The sequence below is a fragment of the Micromonospora sp. CNZ297 genome (assembly GCF_007827625.1).
Genome location: NZ_VISU01000018.1, coordinates 15,762 through 38,186, shown reverse-complemented (window position 1 = coordinate 38,186; position 22,425 = coordinate 15,762). Strand labels below are relative to the sequence as shown.

Genomic DNA, 22,425 nt, shown 5'->3' with positions numbered 1-22,425 from the left:
CGTCATGACCTACACCGGAGACGTCACGCCCGGCGGTCCGCCGGCCGTGCGCGAGCTCGACCGGCTCACCGTCACCAAGCTGTCGGTGGGCCCGATGGACAACAACGCCTATCTGCTGCGCTGCAACGCCACCGGCGAGCAGGTGCTGATCGACGCCGCGAACGAGGCGCCGCGCCTGCTGGAGCTGGTCGGCGACGGCGGGCTGGCCGCCGTGGTGACCACCCACCAGCACATGGACCACTGGGTCGCGCTGGAGGAGGTGGTGGCCAAGACCGGGGCGCGCGCGCTGGTGCACGCCGACGACGCCGAGGGCCTGCCCATCGAGGCCGAGCGGCTCGCCGACGGCGACACGGTGCCGGTCGGTGACTGCGGGCTGGAGGTCATCCACCTGCGCGGGCACACACCGGGCTCGATCGCGCTGCTCTACCGCGACCCGGCCGGCACCCCGCATCTCTTCACCGGGGACTCCCTCTTCCCGGGTGGCGTGGGAAACACGGACCAGGATCCGGAGCGCTTCGGCCGGCTCATCGACGACGTCGAGGCCAAGCTGTTCGGCCGGCTGCCGGACGACACCTGGTTCTACCCGGGCCACGGCAAGGACAGCACGATCGGCGCCGAGCGGCCCGCGTTGCCGCAGTGGCGCGCCCGCGGCTGGTGAGGACGCCCGGCCCGGCCTCCCCCGTGACGGCCGGGCCGGGCGCGGTCAGGCGGTGAGCGCCCGCAGCCGGCGCCGGGTGGCGAGCAGCACCGGGCCGGCCAGCAGCAGCCCGACCGCCATGGTCAGCACCGTGGGGTTGAGCGCCCCGGGGAGCAGGCCGGTCAGCGCCCGCGCGGCGAGCCCCAGCGCCACGTAGAGCCCGGCCCACGCGGTCGCCCCGGCCGCCGCGCAGACCAGGAACCGCCGGTACGACATCCGCAGCCCGCCCGCGGCCAGCGGCAGCAACGCGTTGAACACCGGCAGGAACGGCGCCACCAGCACGATCCGTCCTCCGCCGCGGTGCAGCAGCGTCTCGGCTGCGGCCCAGCGGGACTCGCCGATCCAGCCGCCCACCCGGCTGTCCCGCAGCCGCCCGCCCCAGCGCCGGCCGGCGAAGAAACTCAGCGACCAGCCGGCCAGGCAGCCCGCGACCACCGCCGCGACGGTGAGCGCCCCACCGGCCGGACGACCCGCGCCGACCGCGGCCAGGACCGCGGCGTCGCCGGGCACCAGCACCCCGATCAGGGGTACGGCGTCGGCGAGCATGACCACGCCGAGCAGCCCCATCAACAGGGTGGTGGGCAGCTCACCGGCGGCGGCCACGAGTTCGTTCATGAGCTGCACGCTATGCGGCGGCGGCACGCGGGCACATCGGGCATGATCCCCCAGTGGTCCCCGACACCTGGCCGGGCAGACCCCTAGGGTCAGCCGGGCTCATCGGGGCCGGAGCACCTGCACCCGGCGTACCGGGGAGTCGACCGAGGGTTCGGTGGTCGGCACCGGGTAGCTCGCCACCAGTTCCAGCCCGTCCGGCGGCAGGTGGCCCCGGTCCGGGTCACCGACCAGCACCTGCACGCCGTGCGCGGCGCAGCGCCGCAGGTAGGGCAGGACCCGGGCGGCCAGGCCCGCGTCGTAGAGCGCGTCCCCTGCTACCAGCAGGTCGGCGCCGGTCACCCCGTCGAGCAGGTCGGCGCCGTCGGCTGTCACCCGGACCCGGTTGGCCCGGGCGTTGACGGTGACCGCCGCCACCGCGTACGGGTCGATGTCGTTGGCGATGACCTGGTCGGCCCCGGCGAGCGCGGCGGCGATGGCGACCAGCCCCGAGCCGGCGCCCAGGTCGAGCACCCGCCGCCCGGCGGCCAGCTCCGGGTGGTCCAGCAGGTGCCGGGCGAGCGCCTGGCCACCGGCCCAGACCGACGCCCAGTACGGCGGCGGCAGCGACCGCCCGGCGGCGGCCTCCATCCGGGCCCACCACAGGATGGCGTCCTCGGCCAGGTACAGGCGCACCTCCGGCACGAACGGCGTACCGACCAGGCGCAGGCGGTCCGGGCCCCCGCCGGGCGCCGCGATCTCCTGCTCCAGGTCGGCCAGAGCCGTCTGCCTGCTCATCGGGGCAAGCATGCCGTGCCCGGCCCGACGGCGGGGTCTTTTTCCGGTCGCGCACGTATTCACGGGCGCGCCGCGCGCTTCCGGCAGCGGATTCCGGTCCGGACGGTTACTGTCAGGGTGGTACAGGGCGATCACCGGCCGCGGAGCCGGTGCTCGCTCGCATTGAACAGGGAGAGACGCATGGCAACCGGCACGGTCAAGTGGTTCAACTCGGAAAAGGGCTTCGGCTTCATCGAGCAGGACGGCGGAGGCCCGGACGTGTTCGTCCACTACTCGGCCATCCAGAGCAGTGGCTACCGCGAGCTGAACGAGGGCCAGAAGGTCGAGTTCGAGGTGACCCAGGGGCAGAAGGGCCCGCAGGCGGACAACGTTCGTCCGATGTAGCGCGTGCCGGTGGCGGCGGTCGGGCTCCGACCGCCGCCGCAGTGCATCCTCACAACGGCGCGGCCGGCAGGTCGCGCCGTTTCCGTAGTGGCCCGGCCAGCAGGATCAGCGGGGTCAGCGCCAGCCAGGCGGTCATCACCCGGATCGCGCCGCCCGGCCCCCACGCCGCGCCCAGCGCCCCGGCGAGCAGGGCGGCCAGCGGAATCGTCCCGTAGTTGAGCAGCTGCATGCTCACCGTGACGCGGCCGAGCAGCCGGTACGGCGTGTACGTCTGCCGGAAACTGCCCTTGACCACGTTGCCGACGGCGACGCCGAGGCTCACCAGGATCCCGCCGAGCACCAGCCAGCCGGTGCGCGCGCCGGGCCCGGCGAGCGGGATCAGCAGCGCGGGCGGGCCGGTGAGGGCACCGGCGACCAGCAGCGTCCGGGCGCTGCCGAGCCGCCGGGACAGGCGCGCGGCCAGCGCGGCGCCGATCACGCCGCCGAGGCTGGCGAGTCCGATCAGGAGGCCGACCAGCCCGGCGGGCAGCTCGGCCGAGCGGACCAGGAACACCACGAGCACGGCCTGGTAGCCGGTGAGCCCGATGTTGCTGGCCGCCCCGAAGACCGTCAGCACCCGCAGGTACGGGTCGCGGACGACGAACCGCAGCCCGGCGGCGACCTCGCGGCGCAGCGACGTCGTCCCGGCGGGACGGTGCGGCCGGGGTTCGGCCGCGCGGATGCGGCGCAGGCACAGCGCGGAGAGCAGGAAGCTCAGCGCATCCAGCGCCACCGCGGCCACCGCGCCGACGAGCTGGGCGACCAGGCCGGCCAGCCCGGGCCCGACCAGGTAGCTCGCGGTCTGGGTGGCGTGCAGGCGGGCGTTGGCCTCGGGCACCTGCCCGGGACGCAGCAGCGTGGGCAGGTGGACCTGGTCGGCGGTCTCGAAGAAGACCCGGGCCAGTCCGGCGCCCAGAGCCACGACCAGCAGGTGGCCGACGGTGAGCAGGCCGAGCAGGGCGGCCACCGGCACGCTCGCGAACAGCGCGGCGGCGGCCATGTCGGCGGCGATCATCACGGGCCGGCGGCGGACGCGGTCGACCCACGCGCCGACCGGCAGCCCGGCGAGCAGCCACGGCAGCCACGCCGCCGCGGTGAGCACCGCCACCTGGAACGTGGTCGCGTCGAGCACCGCGACCGCGACCAGCGGCAGCGCCACGACGGTCATGTTGTTGCCCACGGCGCTGACCGTGTGGGCGGTCCAGAGCAGCCGGAAGTCGCGGTGCCGGAACAAGCCGCCGGGCGGCGCGTCGACCGGGCCGGACGTCCGCGCGGTGGCGGTCACGGCCGGCCCGGGACGCCGTGGGCGAACACGAAGACCGGTTCGCGGCGGCGCCCGTCGTCGGGCACCGTCCGGTCGGCCCACCGGGCCAGCAGCTCGATCACCTCGCGGCTGAGTTCGGCCAGCTCGTCCGGGGTCAGGTGCAGCCACTTGTCGGTGCTGAACGGCCCTTCGCCCCACGCGGCGTGCGCCTCGTCGGGCGCCGCCTGCCAGGCGCGGACCAGCTCGGCGTGCCGCTCCAGGTTGAGTGAGCTGGCCGCGTCGGCCACCACCCGGGCCGCCGGGTCGTCGTCGAAGTCGCTGTTGGACCAGCGCACCCCCCGGTCGCGCAGCCGCCACCAGCGTTCCCGGCGGTCGCGGGCCAGCTCGGGCGCCTCGACCAGCAGGTCCGCGGCGGCGAGCACCTTGAGGTGGTGGCTCACGTTCGCCGGCGCCTGGCCGGTGTGCTCGGCGAGCATGCCGACTGTGCACGGGCCGTACACCTTGAGCACGTCCATGAGCCGGCGGCGCAGTGGGTGGGCGAGCGCGGCGAGCACCCGCGAGTCGGTGACCTGCCGGACGGTGGGCTGTTCCATCCGGCGAGTCTGACATTCGCAAGAGCTGTTGCGCAATATCTCTTGCCGAATGGGCCGGACCGGGGCGCCGCGACACGAGGGTCGCGGCGCCGGACGGTCAGGCGGTCAGCCGGCGGGACAGTTCGTCGGCCACGTCCCGGGCGATCTGCGGCGGGATGGCCTCGGCGATCTTCTCCGGCGGCAGCCCGGCCAGCACCCCGGAGACGATCTGCTGCTCGTCGGTGAAGTCCTTGCCGGACAACTCGTTCACCTGCGCCACGAGTGCCGGCCAGGCGCGCAGCATCGCCAGCATCTGCTGCAACGGCGAGTTCGCCATGGGCGGGTTGACCAGCCCGGTGGTGTTCGCCGGCGAGATGAGCCAGTTGCGCAGGTTCTGCAGGTCGGCCAGGACGTCGCCGACCGTACGGCTCTTCGAGCCGGTGTTCCCGATGAGCTTGTCGGTCTGTTCCATGTCGTCCTCCGGTTTCACGACGGCGATCATCCCGATCGCGGTGAGGTAGCGGCGGAACAGCGGGGTCTGGTCCCGCCCCGCCTTTGTGGCGTCGCGGAAGAAGCTGAAGTGGGTGTGGAACAGGTGGCTGCTGTCGCCGCCGGTCCGCCGTCCCAGCCGGTCCCAGCGGCGCACCGTCCGCCCGTCCGGGGAGTAGATGATCTCCCGGATGTCCCGGGTGTCGGCCGCGTTCGCGGCGCACTGCGCCACCATCCAGGCGGAGAAGGTCCGCAGGTTGTGCGTGCCGCCGCCGGAGCGGACCGAGAACGTGCCGACGTCCAGCGCTGACGCGTACAACGTGAGCCCGGACCGGTCCCGGCTGGACTCCACCACCGAGTAGTCGTTCGTGACGACCCGGTCGGAGCCGCAGTGGTAGCCGCCGCGGTGGTTCACGTCACCGACGATGCCGACCTCCGCCGGCTCCAGGTCGTCGGCGCGTACGGCGTTCTTGTCGACGTTGAGATAGGTGAGTAACAGGTTCCGGACGGCCAGCAGGTTCGCCGGGGCCGACGTCATGGCAGCTCCCCTTCCGATCGATGACCGGCGAGGGCACGACAATCACACCGCGTGATGACATGCGATCCGCGGACGCGCCCCGCCGGATAACTGCACGGCACTGGGCACTTGCTCCGAGCTTAACCACGCTTAGGCAGAAGTGCCCAGCTCAGGGGCACTTTTTTGAACTATCATCCCGCTGTGGACGGTGCCGGCACGAGCGGCAGCACCAACACCGAGGGATGCTCACGATCGTGGAGGATCTCCCGCCAGCCAGCACGGAGGGTCACAGCGGTGCCGAGCGGCTCACCGGTGCCGGGGTTGCGCGCGTAGCGGGGGTGGGCGCCACCGGAGACCTGCACCCGCAGCCGGTGCCCGGACGCGAAGCGGTACGCCGTCGGCCAGAGCGTCACCGGCACGGTGACCACTCCGGACGGATCGCGCGGGAACCGCCCGGGCTCGACGCGGACCAGGCCGTCGCAGACGTTCCAGGAGCGCCCGCGCCGGTCCACGTCGCACAGACGCACGAACACGTCCAGGTACGACAGTTCGCTGCGCAGGTGGATCTCGGCGCGTACCGGCCCGGCCACCTCGACCGGGTCGCGCAGCGGCTCGCTGGTGTAGGTGAGCACGTCCGGGCGCGCCTCGACCGGCCGGTTGTCCACCGCGCCGGCCCGCTGGGCCACCAGCAGCGGGCCACCGAGCGACGGGGTGGGGTCGGCCGGGTCGTACCAGATCCGGTCCGGTGCGCCGTGCTCCTGCGGTTCCGGGGCCAGCCCGCCGGCGGATCGCAGGTGCCATCGCGCGGGTGTGGCCGGTGGCGGCCAGTCCGGCAGGTCGCGCCAGCCGCCGCCGTCGCCGCCGACGTGCACCCGTACCGGCGCGCGTTCCGGCCCGGGTCGCCCGGCCAGGTGGGTGTCGAGCCAGTCCAGGCCCTCCCGCAGCGACGCCAGGAGCAGCCCCGGGCTGCCGTGCGTCCACGGCCCGACGACCAGGCGGGTCCGCGTCCCGGCGGCCCGCAGACGGGCGTAGTCGTCGAGCTGGGCCGGCAGGAAGATGTCCTGCCAGCCGCTGACCATCGCCACCGGGGCCCGGACCTCGGTGATCCGGTCGCCGAAGACCCGGGTACGCCAGTAGTCGGCGTCGGGCGTGTGGTGACGCAGCCACTCCTGGAAGAACGGCACCGTCACGCCGGTGGCGACCCGGTCCGCCTCGGCCAGCGGCAGGTGCGCCAGGGCGCGGGCGAGCCGGGGCTGGCCGCGTTTGAGCTCCCACTGCCGGGCCAGCCAGGGCACCGTCTGCGCCTGGAGCAGCTCGGCCCAGGTGAGCACCGTGTCCAGCGCGAACGACTCCCCCGCGTACGTGGAGTCGCGGGTGGCCGACGCGGTCACCACGGCGACCATCGCGCGCAGTTCGTCGCCCGCCTCGGCGGCGAGCGCCCACTGCACGAAGCCCTGGTAGCTGGCGCCGAACATGCCGAACGCGCCGGTCCACCACCGCTGGCGGCGCAGCCAGTCCAGCGTGTCCAGACCGTCGTCGCGCTCGTGCACGAGCGGCGCGAACTCGCCGCCGGAGCCGAACGTGCCGCGGCACGACTGGATCACCACGTGGAAACCCCGCTCGGCGATCAGGCGACCCAGCAGCCGGATCGGCCCGCCCCGCCCGTACGGGGTGCGGATCAGCACGCACGGCGCGGCGGGCAGACCGGGCGCGTAATGGTCGGTGCGCAGCGTCACCCCGTCGCGTACCCGGACCGGGATGTCCCGGGTGACGGTGACCCGCCCGGTGCGGGCGGCGGGCAGTCGCAGCGCCGCGGTGGCGGCCCGGGTGACCAGCCGCATGATCAGTCGGCCGGGCCGGAGGCGTCGCCGCGACGGGGAGCGGCGCGGATCTCGTCCCGGTGGGTACGCATGGAGTGCACCATCTCGGCCATGAACCGGTGCACCACGGCCAGCTCGTCGTCGCTGAAGCGGTCCATCACCTCGTCGGTACGGCGACCCAGCGGCCCGAAGAAGCTCTGCGCCAGCGTCGCGCCGCGGTCGGCGTAGTGCAGGAGGATCTTGCGACGGTCGGCGGTGTCCCGGTCGCGCCGGATGTGGCCGCCGCGTTCCAGCCGGTCGACCAGCGCGGTCACCGAGCCGGAGGAGAGGTTGAGCGCCTCGCCGAGCCGGCCGGGGGTGATCGGGTCGCCCACCAGCTCGGCCTCCATGACCGCGATCAGGGCGTACAGGTCGGTGGCGTTGAGCCCGTGCAGCCCGGCGAACGCGTGCCCGATGTGCTGCGCGTCGACCGAGTAACGACGCAGGTCGTTGGTGATGTCGGCCACCATGCGCCCGCGTGGGTCGTCACGTCGCCGGTACATCCTGTGCGCCGCCACCGCTTGCCGCCACCCCCTGTCGAACAGTTCCGGTTGCAGCATAGAACCACCGCGGATAATCTCGCTCATCAAGATACTCGTTAAGAGAGAATCCCCCGCGACCAATATGTGAGGGCATCAGATGTCTCTGTTCACCCGCGTCGTCCGGGGCCGGCTGGCCGCCTGGCTCACGCTGGCCGCCGCACTCGTCGTCGGCGTGGTCGCCTTCGGGCTACCGAAGCCGGACAATCCGGCGCCCGTCTCCGACACCGGCCTGTCCGTGGAGTGGCAGTCGACGCAGGTCGAGCGGCTCCAGGAGCAGTTGCCCTCCAAGGACGCCCAGACCGCCCTGGTGGTGGTCAGCCGCGCCGACCGGGCCCCGTTGAGCGGGGCCGACCGCAGCGTGCTCGACGGCCTCGGCGGCGAGTTGAGCTCGCTCGCCGCCGGCGGGCGGGTCTCCCCCGCCCAGGTCTCCCCGGACGGCACTGTGGCGCTGGTCGCGGTGCCGCTGTCCACCGAGGGCGGCCCGTCGGCGGTGGTCGACGAGGTGGAGAAGCTCCGCGAGGCCGTCGGTGACCTGCCCGGCGAGCTGACCGTCGAGGTCACCGGCGGGCCCGCGTTCACCGCCGACCTGGGCAAGGTGTTCCAGGGCGCGGACACCACCCTGCTGCTGGTCACCGCCGCCGTGGTGGCGGTACTGCTGCTCGTCACCTACCGCAGCCCGTTCCTGTGGCTGGTACCGCTGCTGGTGGTGGGCGCCACCGAGCAGATCACGCTGCGCGTGGTGGAGTCCCTCGTCCCCGCCTTCGGCATCTACCTGCCCAGCGGGCAGGTGACGGGCATCGCCAGCGTGCTGGTGTTCGGCGCCGCCACCAACTACGCGCTGCTGCTCATCGCCCGCTACCGGGAGGAACTGCGCCGCGAGGAGGACCGGTTCGCCGCCATGCGGTCGGCGCTGCGCCGCACCGCCGAGCCGATCCTGGCCAGCGGCAGCACCGTCGTCCTCGGCGTGCTCACGCTGCTGCTGTCCGAGCAGGAGACCAACCGGGCGCTCGCCCTGGCCTGCGCCACCGGTGTGATCCTCGCCATGCTCTCCGCCCTGTTCGTGCTCCCCGCCGCGCTGCTGCTGTTCGGCCGGGGCCTGTTCTGGCCGTTCGTCCCCCGCGTCGGCAGCGCCGCCCGCGAGGGCCGGATCTGGGGCCGCCTCGGCGAGCTGGTGGTCCGCCGGCCGCTGCCGGTCGCCGCGCTCGCAGTCCTGCTGCTCGCCGGCCTCGCCCTCGGCGGCCTGGGCATCCGCACCGGGCTGTCCGAGACCGAGCAGTTCAGCGAGAAGCCCGAGGCGGTCGCCGGAGCCGAGACGCTCGCCCGGGCGTTCCCGGCCGGCAGCACCCAGCCGGTCGCGGTGCTCACCACCCCGCAGGCCGCCCAGGCGGTCCTCGCCGCGGCGAGCGGCGTCGACGGGGTCGCCTCGGCGCGGCCCGGCGCCGCCGGGGACCGGGTCGCCCAGATCGACGTGGTGCTCACCGCCGAGCCGGGCAGCGCCGCCTCCGACCGGGCCGTGGTGGCGCTGCGCGACGCCGTGTCCGCCGTACCGGACTCGGCACCGCCCGCCGTGGAGGGCGCGGACGCCCCCGACGGTGCCCTGGTCGGTGGCTCGGTCGCTGCCACCTACGACTCGAACGAGGCCAACACCAAGGACCTCCAGCTGATCCTGCCGCTCATCCTGCTGCTGGTCGGCGCAGTGCTGGTGCTGCTGCTGCGCGGGCTCCTGGCGCCGCTGCTGCTGGTGCTCACAGTCATCGGCTCGTTCTTCGCCAGCCTCGGCGCGGCCTGGTTGCTCTTCGACCACGTGCTGGACTTCCCGGCGCTGGACAGCGGGGTGCTGCTGCTCGCGTTCGTGTTCCTGGTGGCGCTCGGCGTCGACTACAACATCTTCCTGGTCACCCGGGCCCGGGAGGACGCGCGCCGCACCGGCACCCGCGACGGCATGCTGTCGGCGCTGCGGGTCACCGGCGGCGTGATCACCAGCGCCGGCATCCTGCTGGCCGCGGTGTTCGCGGTGCTCGGCGTGCTGCCGCTGATCACGCTCACCCAGATCGGCATCATCGTCTGCATCGGCGTGCTGCTGGACACGCTGCTGGTCCGTACCGTCCTGGTGCCGGCGCTGGCGTTCCTGCTCGGTGACCGGTTCTGGTGGCCCGGGCGGATCACCCGGGACGCCGACGCGCCCGCCGCGACGCCGGCCGAGCCGGTCACCGCACGGGACTGACGACACGGGCGGGGGCCGGCGCGTACGCCGGCCCCCGCCCGTCCGTCCGGTCGCTCAGAAGCTCAGGCACTCGCACTCGGTCATCAGCGCCCGCACGTTGCGCACGTACTGCGGGTTGGGGATGGTCAGCGGCTGATCCTCCCGCGCGACCGCGCCGTGCCCGTAGTTGTAGGCAGCGATCACGGCGTTGAGCAGGCAGGAGTTCAGCTCGGCGGTGCACAGCGAGGCGTCGAGCCGGTAGTCGGACTCGAAGTACATGTCGCCGATGTACTTGGTCAGCCAGGCCAGGTAGGTGCCGCCCAGATAGGCGTTGTCCCGGTAGGCGTCGATGTCGTACGACTGGCCGAAGCGCTGGTTCATCCACTCCGCCGTGGCCGGCATGACCTGCATCAGCCCGACCCCGCCGTCACAGGCGATGATGTTGGACTGCCACCCGCTCTCCTGCCAGGCGGTGGCCTTCAGCAGCGCCGACGGGATGCGGATGTCCGGCGCCGACGTCGGCCAGTACGTCCGCGCCGCCGCGTCGGCGAGCGCCGCCTTCACCTGACTCTGGCCGGCCTTGGTGCCCCGGTAGCTCGGCTTGCAGCCGTCGTCCGCCGGCTTCGGCGGCGCCGGTGGCACCTGGGTCTCGGTCGGCGGCTTCGGCCGGGCCAGCGGCGCCGTGGTCGTGCGCGACGGCTTCGCCCGCGGCTTCGGTTTCGCCGACGCGCTCGGGCTGGGCCGGCCGCCCATCGCCGCGACCGCCGGCGGCTCCTCGCTCGGCGCGTCGGCGGGCGCCTCCTGCGGTTGCTCCGCCGGGGCCGCCGTGGGCAGGTCCGCAGCGACCTCCCGGACCGGCCGTTCCTCCTCGCCGCACGCCGCCAGCGTGGCCGCCGCGAGCAGCGCCACCACTGTCACGGCCCATCGGCCGAGTCCTCGCCGCATCGGACCTCCCCGTAGTCCCCCGTCGGCGCACCCTAGCAAGGATCGACGGGTCCGGGGGGTACCCGCGACGCGGACCGGCGGCGCCGGGGCCGGGGCGGCGACTCCCCCGCCACCGCGTCGGCCGGCCGTTCGCCGCGGTCCGCGCCGGCCGGTCGCTCGTCCCGGTCGGCCAGCCGGTCCCGGGTCGCCCACGCCACCACGAAGACGGTCGTCCACGCGAGGCCCAGCAGCACCGCCGTGACGGTGCCGCTCGCCGTACTGAAGCCCAGGTAGAGCCGCGCGCCGGTGACAGTGACCACCCCCGCCGACGCGGCCGTCCACACCGCCGCGCCCACCGGCCAGCGGGCCCCCCGCGACAGCAGCCAGGCGAGCGTGCCGAAGCTCGCGGTCACCACCGCGTTCTGGGTCGGGAACAGGTCACCGGGGCGGTCCGGGCCACCCGGGCCGGTCAGGTCCGCGACGACGACGAGCAGGACCAGCGGCACGGCGGCGCCGACAGTACCCAGCACCCCGAGCGGGTCGGCCCGCCACGACCGGCCCCGCCGCGCCACCACCGCGGCGACCAGGGCGACCGCGGCGATCAGCACCCAGCCGCGCAGTACCGACACCGCCAGCAGCGCCGTGTCGACCACCCCGGGGGTACGCCGGGCGGCGAACCAGTCGGCGACCAGCCCGTCGAGGACACCCAGCCCGCTGTGCGCGACGACCGCCTCCAGCAGGACCGCCACGGCCAGCCCGGCGACGAACAGCAACGCCAGCCCCAGCGCCAGGTTGATCAGCAGCGTCCAGGCCGGGCCGACCCGCATGGCGACCAGGAAGAACAGCACCCCGTACCGGGCCCGCACCCAGCGCAGCGGCGGCAACGCGGCGGCCCGCGCCGTGAGCGCGCGTACCGGGTCCGGGTTGCGCCCCAGCCAGCGGCCCGCGAGGACCACGGCGAGCAGGCACAGCAGCAGGGCCAGCACCGCGCCGGTGGCCCGGCCGAGCAGCTTCGACACCCGCTCGTACGACTCACCGGCCAGGTAGCCGGCCAGCACCGAGGCGCCGACCCAGCTCGCGACCCCGGCGAGGTTCCACGGCGCGAACCGCCGGTACGGCATCCCCGCCGACCCGGCCAGCCGGGGCGCCAGCGTGCGGGCGAACGCGATCCAGCGGGCCGCGAGCACGCCCCGGCCGCCGAGGCGCTCCAGCAGCGAGTCGGCCCGCCGCCACCGGTGCGCGCCGATCCGGGCACCCACGCCCGAGGCGCGCAGACGGGGGCCGTACCGGCGGCCCGCCCGCCACGCGAGTGTGTCTCCGATCACGGCGGCGGCGGTCATGGCCACCAGCACGGGCGCGAGGCGCAGCGTCCCCGCGTACGCTAGGAAGCCGACCAGAAGCAGGGTCGCCTCGCCGGGCATCAGCAGCCCGACGATCACCGCGGTCTCCGCCGCGACGATCGCCGCGGCGGCCACGTAGATCAGCAGGGGCGGCAGCTCCTGCAGCCAGCTCAGCAGGTCAGGCATCGGACACCCCGCACGGGTGTCAGCATGCCAGTCGCTGGAACGGTCGGCACAGCACTTTCGACGCAGATCCGGGTTGTCTCGGGGTGACCCCGAGGCGTGCCCCGGCAACCGCAGACAGGAGTATGGAGGGTATGCAGCTACGCACCGACCTCCGCAACGTCGCCATCATCGCCCACGTCGACCACGGCAAGACAACCCTGGTCGACGCCATGTTGCGGCAGGCCGGCGCCTACGGCGCCCGTGGTGAGACCACCGAGCGGGTCATGGACTCGATGGACCTCGAGCGCGAGAAGGGCATCACCATCCTCGCCAAGAACACCGGCGTGCGGTACCTGCCGGCGGACGGCTCGGAGGCCGTCACCATCAACATCATCGACACCCCCGGTCACGCCGACTTCGGCGGCGAGGTCGAGCGCGGCCTGACCATGGTCGACGGTGTCGTGCTGCTCGTCGACGCCAGCGAGGGTCCGCTCCCGCAGACCCGGTTCGTGCTCCGCAAGGCGCTGCGCGCCCGGCTGCCGATCATCCTGGTGATCAACAAGGTGGACCGTCCGGACGCCCGGATCAAGGAGGTCGTGGACGACACCTACGAGCTGTTCCTCGACCTGGACGCCGACGAGGAGCAGATCGACTTCCCGATCGTCTACGCCTGCGCCCGCGACGGCATCGCCTCGCTGACCCAGCCCGCCGACGGCGCGGTCCCGGATGACAGCAGCAGCCTGGAGCCGCTGTTCCGCACCCTGCTGGACACCATTCCCGCGCCCGCGTACGACGAGGGCGCGCCGCTGCAGGCGCACGTCACCAACCTCGACGCCTCGCCGTTCCTGGGCCGGCTCGCGCTGTGCCGGGTCCGCCAGGGCACGATCAGCAAGGGCCAGACCGTGGCCTGGTGCCGCACCGACGGCAGCACCCAGCGGGTACGCATCTCCGAGCTGCTGATGACCGAGGGCCTGGAGCGTAAGCCGGCCGAGTCCGCCGGGCCGGGCGACATCATCGCCGTCGCCGGCATCCCGGAGATCATGATCGGTGAGACGCTCGCCGACGCCGAGAACCCGGTGCCGCTGCCGCTGATCACCGTGGACGAGCCGGCCATCTCGATGACCATCGGCACCAACACCTCGCCGCTGGTCGGCCGGGTCAAGGGCGCCAAGGTCACCGCCCGGATGGTCAAGGACCGGCTCGACAAGGAGCTGATCGGCAACGTGTCGCTGCGGGTGCTGCCCACCGAGCGGCCGGACGCCTGGGAGGTGCAGGGCCGCGGCGAGCTGGCCCTGGCGATCCTGGTCGAGCAGATGCGCCGCGAGTCCTTCGAGCTGACCGTCGGCAAGCCGCAGGTCGTCACCAAGGAGATCGACGGCAAGACCTGCGAGCCGGTCGAGCGGCTGACCATCGACTCCCCGGAGGAGTACCTGGGTGCCATCACCCAGCTCCTGGCCACCCGCAAGGGCCGGATGGAGCAGCTGGTCAACCACGGCACCGGCTGGATCCGGATGGAGTGGCTGGTCCCGGCGCGCGGCCTGATCGGCTTCCGGACCGAGTTCCTCACCGAGACCCGCGGCACCGGCATCCTGCACCACGTCTTCGAGTCGTACGAGCCGTGGTTCGGCGAGCTGCGCACCCGCAACAACGGGTCGCTGGTCGCCGACCGGGCCGGGGCGGTCACCGCGTTCGCGATGACCAACCTCCAGGAGCGCGGCCAGCTCTTCGTCGAGCCGGGCACCGAGGTGTACGAGGGCATGATCGTCGGCGAGAACTCCCGCTCCGACGACATGGACGTCAACATCACCAAGGAGAAGAAGCTCACCAACATGCGCTCGTCGACGGCCGACGAGACCGAGAAGCTGATCCCGCCGCGCAAGCTGTCCCTGGAGCAGGCGCTGGAGTTCTGCCGCGAGGACGAGTGCGTCGAGGTCACCCCGGCCGCGGTGCGCATCCGCAAGGTGGTGCTGGACCAGACCCAGCGCGGCCGGATGGCCGCCCGCCGCAAGCACGCCGGCTGACCCACCAGCTCACCAGCCCCACCCGGAGCCCGGCCCGCCCTAGGCGGACCGGGCTCCCCCCTTCCCCCGTCCCCACCGTCCCCACCGACGGGGTGGGCGCGAGGCGGCGGTGCGGCGGGGGGGGTGGGGTCAGTGGGGTTTGGTGGCCTCCAGGGCCAGGACGTCGGGGATCGGGCCGGAGCCGGACTCGACCACCCGGGTCAGCCGCAGGCCGGCGGCCGCCACGGCGTCCAGCAGGCCGGCCAGGGGCAGATGCCACGCGCCCACCCGCGCCCGCACCCCGGTCGCGTTCCACGAGCGGACCGTGCGGTCCCGCGAGGCGTACCCGCCGTCGATCACGATCCGCTCCGGCTCGGACCGGTCGGCGAACGCGCCCACGAAGCACGGGTGCACCCCGACGTGCAGCAGCCGGCCGCCGGGCGCCAGCACCCGCGCCGCCTCGGCGACCGCCGCCGGATAGTCCGGCATGTCGGTGTGCGCGAGCACGCAGACCACCGCCGGTACGGCGCCGGTGGCGAGCGGCAACGCGGTCGCGTCGGCGCGGGCCACCGGCAGCCGGGCGCGGGCGTGGCGTAGCTGCCCGCCGGACAGGTCCACTCCCACCGGTGTCCACCCGAGACGCCGCAGCTCGGCCGCGTGCGCCCCGGTGCCGCAGCACAGGTCCACGCACCGCCCCGGGCCGTCACCGAGCAGGTCGGCCAGCACCGACCGGACCCGGTCCATGTAGACCGACGAGGTCTCGCTGGCGTACTCCTCGTACCAGTCGGCGATGTCGTCGTACAACGGGGTCGTCATCTCCGCACGCTAGCCCCGCCCCCGTGGTCGCCGCTGCCCCGCGTACGCCCCGAAGATCGGCTACGGTGCGCACATGATCTGGGAGGACCTCGACGCGCACCTGGACCGGGTGCCCGGCACCGTCTCCGCGTACGTGGGCCGTCCCGGCGCGCGGCCCACGTGGACGCGGCGGGCCGACGCCACCCACTACGCGGCGAGCACGATGAAGCTCGCCGTGCTGGTGGCGCTGTTCCGCGCCGCCGAGGCCGGCCGGCTCGACCTGGACGCGCCGGTGCCGGTGCGCAACTCGTTCGACTCCGCGCTGCCGGGCGTGCCCCGGTTCGCCAACGACCGCGACTACGACAACGACGAGGCGGTCTGGGACCGCGTCGGCGGCGAGGCGCCACTGCGCTGGCTCGCCGAACGGATGATCATCCGGTCCAGCAACCTCGCCACGAACATCTGCATCGGCCAGGTGGGGCTGCCCGCGGTGGCGCAGGCGTGGGCGCTCGCCGGGGCGCGGCACAGCGTCACCGGCCGCGGCATCGAGGACTTCGCCGCCCGCGACTCCGGCATCGACAACCTGGTCACCGCCGCCGACCTGGCCGCCGTGCTCGGTGAGCTGGCGCTCGGCGCGACCCGGCCCGGCCGGCTCGCCTCGCCGGCCGGCTGCGCCGCCATGCTCGACGTGCTCGTCGCGCAGGAACACCGCGAGGACCTGGCCGCCGGGCTGCCCGACGGCACCCGGATCGCGCACAAGAACGGCTGGGTACGCGGCGTACGCCACGGCGCGGGAGTGGTGTTCCCGGACGACGCGCCGCCGTACACGATCGTCGTCTGCACCACCACCGACCTGGCCGACGGCGGCGCGGACGGTGATGAGGTCTCCGACGACGCCTGCCGGCTGATCGCGCACGTCTCCGAGCGGGTCTGGGCCGCCCGGCACGACCTGGCCGGCTGACCCGGCTACTCCAGCAGCCGCTCGCGCAGCGCGGCGCGGTCCGCGTCGGTCACCCCCAGACCGTCCCGCAGGTACGCGTCGAACGAGCCGTGCGCGCGGCGCACCTCGTCGTAGGCGGCGTCCAGGTATTCCGGGCGCACCTCCAGCAGCGGCCGGGCCACCGCCGGGTCCAGGTCCGGCCGGCGCTGGATCATCGCCGACAGCAGCACCTCGCGCAGGCTCTCGGTCAGCTCGTTGTGCACCAGGTAGTCGGCGCGGATCGCCTCATCCTCCACGCCCAGCGCGGTCAGCAGCACCACCGACAGCCAGCCGGTGCGGTCCTTGCCGGCCGAGCAGTGGAACAGCAGCGGCAGGTTCGCGCCTTCGGAGGCCAGCCGCACCGCCGCACCGAACCCGGCCCGCGCCGACTCCCCGGTGACGAACCAGCGGTAGATCGCGGTCATCGCCCCCGGCATGCCCTCGCGGGCCAGCGCCGCGTACGCGTCCAGGTCGTGGCCCTGCAACACTGCCGAGACGTACGTGAACACCGGGTGCGCCGCGTCGTAGACCGGCAGGTGCACGGTGCGGGGCTCCCCGACCAGCCGGTCCGGCGGGGCCACCGCCTGCTCGTGGACGTCACGCAGGTCCACCACGCACGCCGGTCCCAGCTTGCCCAGCACCGGCAGGTCCTCGTCGGTGAGCCGGCCCAGCGCGGGCGTGCGGATGAGCCGCCCCGCCCGTACCCGCCGCCCGTCGGTCGTCGGCAGTCCACCCAGGTCACGCGCGTTCGGCGCGCCCACCAGCTCCCATTCCCGCCCGGCCATCGGCCCTCCCCTGCTCGCCGCCAGTTGGCTATAGGGTGCCCCACATGACGATCGCCGCGGTACGCACCCACCGTCTGTCGGCCCCCTTACACACCCCGTTCGTCACCGCGCTGCGCCGCACCACCACCGTGGACACCCTGGTCGTGGAGGTGGTCGACGGCGACGGCCGGTCCGGCTTCGGGGAGGCGCCGCAGGTCTGGCAGGTCACCGGCGCGTCGGTGGCGGGCGCCGAGGCGTGCGTACGCGAACTGCTCGCGCCGCTGCTGATCGGCCGCGACGCCGACGACCTCCAGGCCGCCTGTGCCCTGGTGCACCGCGCCGTGGTGGGCAACGAGTCGGCGAAGGCGGCGCTCGACGTGGCGCTGCACGACCTGGCCGCGCGGCGGCTCGGCGTACCCCTGGTGCGTCTGCTCGGTGGCACGGCGCTGCGCGTGCCGACCGACGTCACGCTGGCCGCCGGTGACGCGGTCGACCTGGCCGCGACGGCGGCGCGGCGCGGCGCCGAGGGGTTCACGGTGCTCAAGCTCAAGGTCGGCACGGACGCCCGCGGCGACCTGGACCGGGTCCGCGCGGTGCGCGCCGCGGTCGGCCCGGACGTACGGATCCGGCTGGACGCCAACCAGGGCTGGACGCCCCGGGAGGCGGTGCGGGTGATCCGCGCGATCGAGGACGCGGGGCTCGACGTGGAGCTGGTCGAGCAGCCGGTGCACCGCCGCGACCTGGACGGGCTGGCCTGGGTCAGCGACCGGGTGGACCTGCCGATCCTGGCCGACGAGTCCGTCTTCGACGTGCGCGACCTGGTCGAGGTGATCCGGCGGCGGGCCGCCGACATGGTCAACGTGAAGCTGGCCAAGTGCGGCGGCCTGCAACCGGCCCGCACGCTGCTCGACCTGGCCGCCGCGCACGGCATGGGCACCATCGTCGGCTCGATGATGGAGGGCCCGGTGGGGGTCGGCGCCGCGGCCAGCCTGGTCGCCGCCTACGGCACCACTGCCGTGTCGGACCTCGACGCCGCCTGGTGGCTGGCCTGGTCGCCGGTCAGCGGCGGCATCCGGTACGAGGGCGCGAGCGTGCTGCTGCCGGACGCGCCGGGCCTGGGAGTCACCGGACTGCGTGAAGCTAAAATTCAGACACATGCTTGAGCAACGTCAGAATTTTTCATATGGTCGCCCCGACGACCACCGCAGAGAGGGGTACGCGTGGCGCCTCAGCCCGGCCGCCGGGCCGTCGTACGGGTACCGGTGGCGACCCTCTGGACCGCGCCCGAGGCGGTACGTCCGATCGACTGCCCCGCCCTCGCCGGCTCCCCCGACGTGGCCGCCTGGATCGCGGGCATGGACCGCGACCAGCTCGTCGGCGACTGCGTCCTGACCCAGCTGCTGCTCGGCGAGCCGGTGCGCGTCACCGAGACCCGGCCGGACGGCTGGGTGCGGGTGGTGGCGCTGGGCCAGCCCGCGGCGAAGCTCGGCGCCGACGGCTACCCGGGGTGGCTGCGGGCCGCCCACCTGGCCGATCCGGCCGACGCCGACCCGTCCTCCCCTGATCCGACCGACCTCGACCCGGCCGGCCCCGCTCTGTCCGGACCCGCTTCGCCCGCACCGGCACCGGTCGGTACCGGCCCGGCCGGTCCTGGTCCGGCCGGTTCCGGTCCGGCCGGTTCTGGTCCGGCCGGTTCCGGCTCGGCCGCCGACGCCCCGCTGACTGTCGACGTCGCCCACACCGCGTTGCGCGCCGAGCCGGACGGCGACGCGGCGCTCACCGGCGTGGTCCTCGGCACCCGGCTCACCCCCGCCGGCCCGCCGGTGGACGGCAGACGCCCGGTCCGCGTACCCGGGCGGGCCGACCCGCTCTGGGCCACGGAGGACGACCTGGTGCCGCTGCCCGCCGAGCGTCCCGAGGCCGAGAAGGTGCTCGCGGTCGCCGAGCGGCTGCGCGACCTGGTCTACGTCTGGGGCGGCATGTCCACCGACGGCATCGACTGCTCCGGGCTGGTGCACCTGGCCTGGCGGCGGTACGGGATCACGCTGCCGCGCGACGCCGACGACCAGGCGGCGGCGACCTCGCGGGTGCCGCTGGACGCCGAACGCCCCGGCGACCTCTACTTCTTCGCCCGGCCCGGCCGGCGCATCCACCACGTCGGGATCGTGTCGGCCGAGCCGCGCGGCGGCCGGCGCCGGATGCTGCACGCCTGCTATCTGACCCGCCGGGTGGTCGAGGAGGAACTGCCGGCCGACCGGACCGCCACCCTCGTCGGCGCCTACCGCGTCTGACCCCTGACACGCCGCGGGGCGCCCCCGGGGATGGGAGCGCCCCTACGGTACGGGTGGGTCAGCGGCGGGCCTGGGCCAGTTCCCGGCGCCGGTCCCGGGACGACTTCGCCAGGCTGGCAGCGGTGGCCACGGCCAGGGTGCCGAGGATGACCGTGAGCGAGAGCCAGATCGGGATGTGCGGGGCCCACGCCACGTGCTCGCCGCCGTTGATGAACGGCAGGTTGTTCTCGGCCAGCGCCTCCAGCACCAGCTTCACGCCGATGAAGCCGAGCACCACCGCCAGGCCGTAGCTGAGGTAGATGAGCCGGTCCAGCAGGCCGCCGAGCAGGAAGTAGAGCTGCCGCAGTCCCATCAGCGCGAACACGTTGGCGGTGAAGACCAGGTACGGCTCCTGGGTGATGCCGAAGATCGCCGGGATCGAGTCCAGCGCGAAGATCAGGTCGGTGGTGCCGATCGCGATCATCACGATCAGCATCGGGGTGAACAGGCGCCGCCCGTGCTCGTGGGTGGTCATCCGCGCCCCGTCGTAGTCCCGGGACAGCGGGAGCGCCTTGCGGCTCCACCGGATCAGCAGGTTCTCGCTGAACTCGTCCTCGTCCGGCTCGCCCTGCCGGGCCAGGTTCACCGCGGTGTAGATGAGGAACGCGCCGAAGATGTAGAACACCCAGGAGAACTGGGAGATCAGCGCCGCGCCGGCCGCGATGAAACCACCACGCATGATCAGCGCCAGGATGATGCCGACGAGCAGCACCTTCTGCTGGTACTGCCGGGGCACCCCGAACCGGGCCATGATGATCACGAAGACGAAGAGGTTGTCCACCGAGAGGCTGTACTCGGTGAGCCAGCCCGTGTAGAACTCGCCTGCGACGCGGCCACCCGCGGTCAGCCAGAGCACCACGCCGAAGAGCAGCGCCAGGCCGACGTAGAAGCCCACCCACAGGCTGGACTCGCGGACGCTCGGCTCGTGCGGCCGCCGGCCGATGATGAACAGGTCGGCGAGCAGGACCGCGATCATCGCGATCAGCGTTACCGCCCACACCAATGCGGACACGTTCAAATCCATCCTCCGGCAGACACGCTGCGTCGGGCACACCGTACGCCGGGTGTTGGTGCCGGGGTGCGTCGACGCTGACAGGGGTGACTGTCGGAGGTCTCTTCCGCCGGAACCCGGGTGCCGGGTTCCGACCGGCGGAGCCGGGTCGGGCCACCGGGGGTGCCGGCGCTCTTCCGTGCTGACGACTCCGTCGCGGGGGAATACTCCCCTCCTCGGCCGCCATTGTTCACCATCGCACCCAGGTGGCGCATCTCCGGGCCACCCGTCGATCTCTCGACGTGCTGCGGCTCACGTCGCGCGGCGCGTCCTAGGAGGCTAGCCATCCCTTGTGGGCGGCGCGCCGGGACGTTACCCGGGACGTACCGGCGGCGGGCTGGCATGGCAGGCTGCCTGCATGGTTCTTGAGGTCGCGCTGATCGATGTCACGCCCGGACACGAGGACGAGCTCGCCGCCGCCTACGCGCAGGCGCGGCCGATCCTCGCCGGCGCCGAAGGCTGCCGCTCCGTTCGGATGACCCGGGGCGTGGAGTCGCCCACCCGGTTCGTGCTGCTCGTCGAGTGGGACTCGGTCGAGGCGCACGACGTGAACTTCCGCCAGACCGAGCGGTTCGCGCAGTGGCGCGGGCTGATCGGCCCGCACTTCGCCGGCCCGCCGCTGGTCGAGCACTTCATCGACGTTCCGGCCTGAACTGTCGTACCCCTGCCGTAGCCTGCGCGCTGCGCGGCCACCGGTCCCGACGGGCATCGGGGGCGCCGGGCCCGGTGGTCGCGCCTCACCGGCGGCGGGCCGTGCGGCTCACTCCAGCTCGTGCGGATCGCGCGGCCGGGGCACCGGCGCCGCACCGAGCCGCCGGGCCACCAGCTCGGCGGAGGCGTCCGCCGGCAGCGCCGCCGCCAGCAGCCGCTCGATGACCCGCTCGTAGTGGGCCACATCCGCCTCGGCGACCAGCCGCAGGTCGGTGGTGAGCGTCTCCACCAGCACCGTGCGCGGGTCCTCCGGATCCGGGTAGGCGTAGTACGAGAACGGCGCCAGCGGGTGCGGCCCGCCGCCGCTCGACGCCGCGGACCGCAGCACCCGGACGGTGACGCGTGGCCGTTCGGCGAGCGCGAGCAGATGCCGCATCTGGTCGCGCCACACGTCCGCGGGCAGGCCGTCCGGGTCGCAGACACGCTCGTCCAACAGTGCGGTGTAGTGCGGCGGGTCCGGCCGGATCAGCAGTTCCTGGCGTGCCACCCGGGCGCGCACGTCGGCCTCCACGTCCACCTCCCCGCCGAGTGCCGCACCGGCCGACACGCGCAGGCGGGCGTACGCCGGGGTCTGGAGCAGGCCGGGCACCAGCACGCACTGGTACTCCACGATGCGCTCCGCGCCCGCCTCCAGCTCGGCGTACGCCCGCTGGCGCTCCCCCATCTCGCCGAGCGCCTTCGACCAGCCCCGGCCGGTGGCGGCGTCGCGGGCGATGACGATCAGCTCGTCGCGCTGCGGTGACGGCACCTCGTAGACGTCGAGCAGGTCGAGCACGTCGGCCAGGTCGGGCCGGCTCTGCCCCAGCTCGATGCGGGACAGCTTCGACGTGGACGCCCAGCCCAGCCGGGCGCAGACCTGTTCGAGCGTGAGCGACTCGCGACGACGCAGCCGGCGCAGCTCCACGCCGAGCCTCGCCCTCCGGACCACAGGACTTGCTGACAACGGCATGCACGCCTCCCGGGAGGGAGCGTACGCATCACCGTCACGCTCGGCAATACCTCGCCCACACAGCGCAACCGTACGGGCTGAGCGCTCAGGGGCGGTAGGTGCCGAACGACCACACCAGCCCGGCCAGGTCGCGGGCGGCGTAGTCACGGGAGCCGTAGTCGGTGTCGAACGGCGCCCGGACGATCTCCGCCCCGGCCGCCCGGGCCCGCTCGTGATGCGCGTCCACGTCGTCGAGCGCCACGTAGACGCGGTAGTCGTCGTCGGCGGGCCGGGACCGCGGCGCCGGGCCTGGGCCGAGCATCACCAGGTCGTCGCCGTACGCCAGCTCGGCGTGGCCGATCGTGCCGTCGGGGAGTTCGTGGGCCTCGCGCACCGTGAAGCCGAACGCGGAACAGAGGAAGTCGGCGGCGGCTCGCACGTCGGGATACCGCAGGACCGGATAGATGCTTCGCATGAACGTCA

General features: G+C 73.8%; 22 protein-coding genes. 8 read left to right on the top strand and 14 right to left on the bottom strand.

From position 1 onward, the window contains the following. Positions 1 to 4: 4 nt before the first annotated feature. Positions 5 to 658, top strand: coding sequence for an MBL fold metallo-hydrolase (locus FB454_RS25860; RefSeq protein ID WP_145823672.1), 654 nt, complete (start codon positions 5 to 7; stop codon positions 656 to 658). A gap of 45 nt (positions 659 to 703) precedes the next feature. Here FB454_RS25860 and FB454_RS25855 read toward each other — a convergent pair whose 3' ends face one another. Next, on the bottom strand, positions 704 to 1,312 hold the full coding sequence (locus FB454_RS25855; RefSeq protein ID WP_036311610.1) for a DedA family protein: 609 nt from the start codon (positions 1,310 to 1,312) through the stop codon (positions 704 to 706). Positions 1,313 to 1,411: 99 nt separating this feature from the next. After that, complete coding sequence (locus tag FB454_RS25850; RefSeq protein ID WP_013475868.1) at positions 1,412 to 2,086, bottom strand: class I SAM-dependent methyltransferase; 675 nt, start codon at positions 2,084 to 2,086, stop codon at positions 1,412 to 1,414. A gap of 180 nt (positions 2,087 to 2,266) precedes the next feature. Here FB454_RS25850 and FB454_RS25845 point away from each other — a divergent pair, with 180 nt between their 5' ends. Further along, positions 2,267 to 2,470 carry a cold-shock protein gene (locus FB454_RS25845; protein WP_013287480.1) on the top strand — a complete coding sequence of 68 codons (204 nt, stop codon included), beginning with the start codon at positions 2,267 to 2,269 and terminating at the stop codon, positions 2,468 to 2,470. Between the two features lie 49 nt (positions 2,471 to 2,519). On the opposite strand, the gene FB454_RS25840 is transcribed toward FB454_RS25845, so the two are convergent. The 5 genes from FB454_RS25840 to FB454_RS25820 all read right to left on the bottom strand — a co-directional run bounded on the left by FB454_RS25840 (position 2,520) and on the right by FB454_RS25820 (position 7,713). Then, positions 2,520 to 3,794, bottom strand: a complete 1,275-nt coding sequence (locus FB454_RS25840) for an MFS transporter (RefSeq protein ID WP_030274145.1) — start codon at positions 3,792 to 3,794, stop codon at positions 2,520 to 2,522. After that, positions 3,791 to 4,366 carry an ArsR/SmtB family transcription factor gene (locus FB454_RS25835; protein ID WP_030274144.1) on the bottom strand — a complete coding sequence of 192 codons (576 nt, stop codon included), beginning with the start codon at positions 4,364 to 4,366 and terminating at the stop codon, positions 3,791 to 3,793. Before FB454_RS25835 ends, FB454_RS25840 begins: the two co-directional genes overlap by 4 nt. Positions 4,367 to 4,463: 97 nt before the next feature. Continuing rightward, positions 4,464 to 5,372, bottom strand: coding sequence for a hypothetical protein (locus tag FB454_RS25830; protein ID WP_030274143.1), 909 nt, complete (start codon positions 5,370 to 5,372; stop codon positions 4,464 to 4,466). Positions 5,373 to 5,542: 170 nt separating this feature from the next. After that, entirely contained in the window at positions 5,543 to 7,192 is a 1,650-nt protein-coding gene (locus tag FB454_RS25825) for a CocE/NonD family hydrolase (RefSeq protein WP_145823671.1), read from the bottom strand. Between the two features lie 2 nt (positions 7,193 to 7,194). Further along, a complete protein-coding gene (locus FB454_RS25820; RefSeq protein WP_030274141.1) occupies positions 7,195 to 7,713 on the bottom strand; it encodes a MarR family winged helix-turn-helix transcriptional regulator in 519 nt (172 codons plus the stop codon). 136 nt (positions 7,714 to 7,849) lie between these two features. Between FB454_RS25820 and FB454_RS25815 the strand changes: the two genes are divergently transcribed. After that, entirely contained in the window at positions 7,850 to 9,976 is a 2,127-nt protein-coding gene (locus tag FB454_RS25815; RefSeq protein WP_030274140.1) for an MMPL family transporter, read from the top strand. 54 nt (positions 9,977 to 10,030) lie between these two features. On the opposite strand, the gene FB454_RS25810 is transcribed toward FB454_RS25815, so the two are convergent. Continuing rightward, complete coding sequence (locus tag FB454_RS25810; RefSeq protein ID WP_145751928.1) at positions 10,031 to 10,900, bottom strand: transglycosylase SLT domain-containing protein; 870 nt, start codon at positions 10,898 to 10,900, stop codon at positions 10,031 to 10,033. A 32-nt stretch (positions 10,901 to 10,932) separates the two neighbouring features. Further along, entirely contained in the window at positions 10,933 to 12,405 is a 1,473-nt protein-coding gene (locus FB454_RS25805) for a DedA family protein (protein WP_013287488.1), read from the bottom strand. Between the two features lie 131 nt (positions 12,406 to 12,536). On the opposite strand from FB454_RS25805, the gene typA reads away from it, so the two are divergent. Continuing rightward, positions 12,537 to 14,405 carry a translational GTPase TypA gene (typA, locus tag FB454_RS25800; RefSeq protein ID WP_013287489.1) on the top strand — a complete coding sequence of 623 codons (1,869 nt, stop codon included), beginning with the start codon at positions 12,537 to 12,539 and terminating at the stop codon, positions 14,403 to 14,405. Between the two features lie 129 nt (positions 14,406 to 14,534). Here typA and FB454_RS25795 read toward each other — a convergent pair whose 3' ends face one another. Continuing rightward, positions 14,535 to 15,200 (bottom strand): class I SAM-dependent methyltransferase, encoded by a 666-nt coding sequence (locus FB454_RS25795; RefSeq protein WP_013287490.1) that lies wholly within the window; start codon positions 15,198 to 15,200, stop codon positions 14,535 to 14,537. Positions 15,201 to 15,273: 73 nt separating this feature from the next. On the opposite strand from FB454_RS25795, the gene FB454_RS25790 reads away from it, so the two are divergent. Continuing rightward, positions 15,274 to 16,140: a serine hydrolase gene (locus tag FB454_RS25790; RefSeq protein ID WP_030274137.1), complete on the top strand. Its 867-nt coding sequence runs from the start codon at positions 15,274 to 15,276 to the stop codon at positions 16,138 to 16,140. A 5-nt stretch (positions 16,141 to 16,145) separates the two neighbouring features. Here FB454_RS25790 and FB454_RS25785 read toward each other — a convergent pair whose 3' ends face one another. Further along, positions 16,146 to 16,943 carry a tyrosine-protein phosphatase gene (locus FB454_RS25785; RefSeq protein WP_030274136.1) on the bottom strand — a complete coding sequence of 266 codons (798 nt, stop codon included), beginning with the start codon at positions 16,941 to 16,943 and terminating at the stop codon, positions 16,146 to 16,148. Between the two features lie 44 nt (positions 16,944 to 16,987). Between FB454_RS25785 and FB454_RS25780 the strand changes: the two genes are divergently transcribed. Both FB454_RS25780 and FB454_RS25775 read left to right on the top strand, forming a co-directional pair. After that, positions 16,988 to 18,085, top strand: coding sequence for a mandelate racemase/muconate lactonizing enzyme family protein (locus FB454_RS25780; protein WP_013287493.1), 1,098 nt, complete (start codon positions 16,988 to 16,990; stop codon positions 18,083 to 18,085). A 57-nt stretch (positions 18,086 to 18,142) separates the two neighbouring features. Beyond that, positions 18,143 to 19,213, top strand: coding sequence for an NlpC/P60 family protein (locus tag FB454_RS25775; RefSeq protein WP_145751926.1), 1,071 nt, complete (start codon positions 18,143 to 18,145; stop codon positions 19,211 to 19,213). A gap of 58 nt (positions 19,214 to 19,271) precedes the next feature. On the opposite strand, the gene FB454_RS25770 is transcribed toward FB454_RS25775, so the two are convergent. Beyond that, on the bottom strand, positions 19,272 to 20,270 hold the full coding sequence (locus tag FB454_RS25770) for a TerC family protein (RefSeq protein ID WP_013287495.1): 999 nt from the start codon (positions 20,268 to 20,270) through the stop codon (positions 19,272 to 19,274). A 391-nt stretch (positions 20,271 to 20,661) separates the two neighbouring features. Here FB454_RS25770 and FB454_RS25765 point away from each other — a divergent pair, with 391 nt between their 5' ends. Beyond that, positions 20,662 to 20,955, top strand: a complete 294-nt coding sequence (locus FB454_RS25765; RefSeq protein ID WP_145751924.1) for an antibiotic biosynthesis monooxygenase family protein — start codon at positions 20,662 to 20,664, stop codon at positions 20,953 to 20,955. Between the two features lie 108 nt (positions 20,956 to 21,063). On the opposite strand, the gene FB454_RS25760 is transcribed toward FB454_RS25765, so the two are convergent. Both FB454_RS25760 and FB454_RS25755 read right to left on the bottom strand, forming a co-directional pair. After that, positions 21,064 to 21,963 carry a DUF5753 domain-containing protein gene (locus tag FB454_RS25760; RefSeq protein WP_013475858.1) on the bottom strand — a complete coding sequence of 300 codons (900 nt, stop codon included), beginning with the start codon at positions 21,961 to 21,963 and terminating at the stop codon, positions 21,064 to 21,066. A gap of 85 nt (positions 21,964 to 22,048) precedes the next feature. Beyond that, positions 22,049 to 22,417, bottom strand: a complete 369-nt coding sequence (locus FB454_RS25755; RefSeq protein ID WP_013287498.1) for a VOC family protein — start codon at positions 22,415 to 22,417, stop codon at positions 22,049 to 22,051. Positions 22,418 to 22,425: the final 8 nt, after the last annotated feature.

Excerpts from the sequence above, each read along its gene's own strand:
- FB454_RS25845 (WP_013287480.1), top strand. The coding sequence starts at position 2,267 with ATGGCAACCGGCACGGTCAAGTGGTTCAACTCGGAAAAGGGCTTCGGC.
- FB454_RS25850 (WP_013475868.1), bottom strand. The coding sequence starts at position 2,086 with ATGAGCAGGCAGACGGCTCTGGCCGACCTGGAGCAGGAGATCGCGGCG.
- FB454_RS25785 (WP_030274136.1), bottom strand. The coding sequence starts at position 16,943 with ATGGCCGGGCGGGAATGGGAGCTGGTGGGCGCGCCGAACGCGCGTGAC.
- FB454_RS25755 (WP_013287498.1), bottom strand. The coding sequence starts at position 22,417 with ATGCGAAGCATCTATCCGGTCCTGCGGTATCCCGACGTGCGAGCCGCC.
- typA (WP_013287489.1), top strand. The coding sequence starts at position 12,537 with ATGCAGCTACGCACCGACCTCCGCAACGTCGCCATCATCGCCCACGTC.
- FB454_RS25765 (WP_145751924.1), top strand. The coding sequence starts at position 20,662 with ATGGTTCTTGAGGTCGCGCTGATCGATGTCACGCCCGGACACGAGGAC.
- FB454_RS25860 (WP_145823672.1), top strand. The coding sequence starts at position 5 with ATGACCTACACCGGAGACGTCACGCCCGGCGGTCCGCCGGCCGTGCGC.
- FB454_RS25820 (WP_030274141.1), bottom strand. The coding sequence starts at position 7,713 with ATGTACCGGCGACGTGACGACCCACGCGGGCGCATGGTGGCCGACATC.
- FB454_RS25830 (WP_030274143.1), bottom strand. The coding sequence starts at position 5,372 with ATGACGTCGGCCCCGGCGAACCTGCTGGCCGTCCGGAACCTGTTACTC.
- FB454_RS25825 (WP_145823671.1), bottom strand. The coding sequence starts at position 7,192 with ATGCGGCTGGTCACCCGGGCCGCCACCGCGGCGCTGCGACTGCCCGCC.
- FB454_RS25805 (WP_013287488.1), bottom strand. The coding sequence starts at position 12,405 with ATGCCTGACCTGCTGAGCTGGCTGCAGGAGCTGCCGCCCCTGCTGATC.
- FB454_RS25790 (WP_030274137.1), top strand. The coding sequence starts at position 15,274 with ATGATCTGGGAGGACCTCGACGCGCACCTGGACCGGGTGCCCGGCACC.
- FB454_RS25810 (WP_145751928.1), bottom strand. The coding sequence starts at position 10,900 with ATGCGGCGAGGACTCGGCCGATGGGCCGTGACAGTGGTGGCGCTGCTC.
- FB454_RS25780 (WP_013287493.1), top strand. The coding sequence starts at position 16,988 with ATGACGATCGCCGCGGTACGCACCCACCGTCTGTCGGCCCCCTTACAC.
- FB454_RS25795 (WP_013287490.1), bottom strand. The coding sequence starts at position 15,200 with ATGACGACCCCGTTGTACGACGACATCGCCGACTGGTACGAGGAGTAC.
- FB454_RS25760 (WP_013475858.1), bottom strand. The coding sequence starts at position 21,963 with ATGCCGTTGTCAGCAAGTCCTGTGGTCCGGAGGGCGAGGCTCGGCGTG.
- FB454_RS25835 (WP_030274144.1), bottom strand. The coding sequence starts at position 4,366 with ATGGAACAGCCCACCGTCCGGCAGGTCACCGACTCGCGGGTGCTCGCC.
- FB454_RS25815 (WP_030274140.1), top strand. The coding sequence starts at position 7,850 with ATGTCTCTGTTCACCCGCGTCGTCCGGGGCCGGCTGGCCGCCTGGCTC.
- FB454_RS25855 (WP_036311610.1), bottom strand. The coding sequence starts at position 1,312 with ATGAACGAACTCGTGGCCGCCGCCGGTGAGCTGCCCACCACCCTGTTG.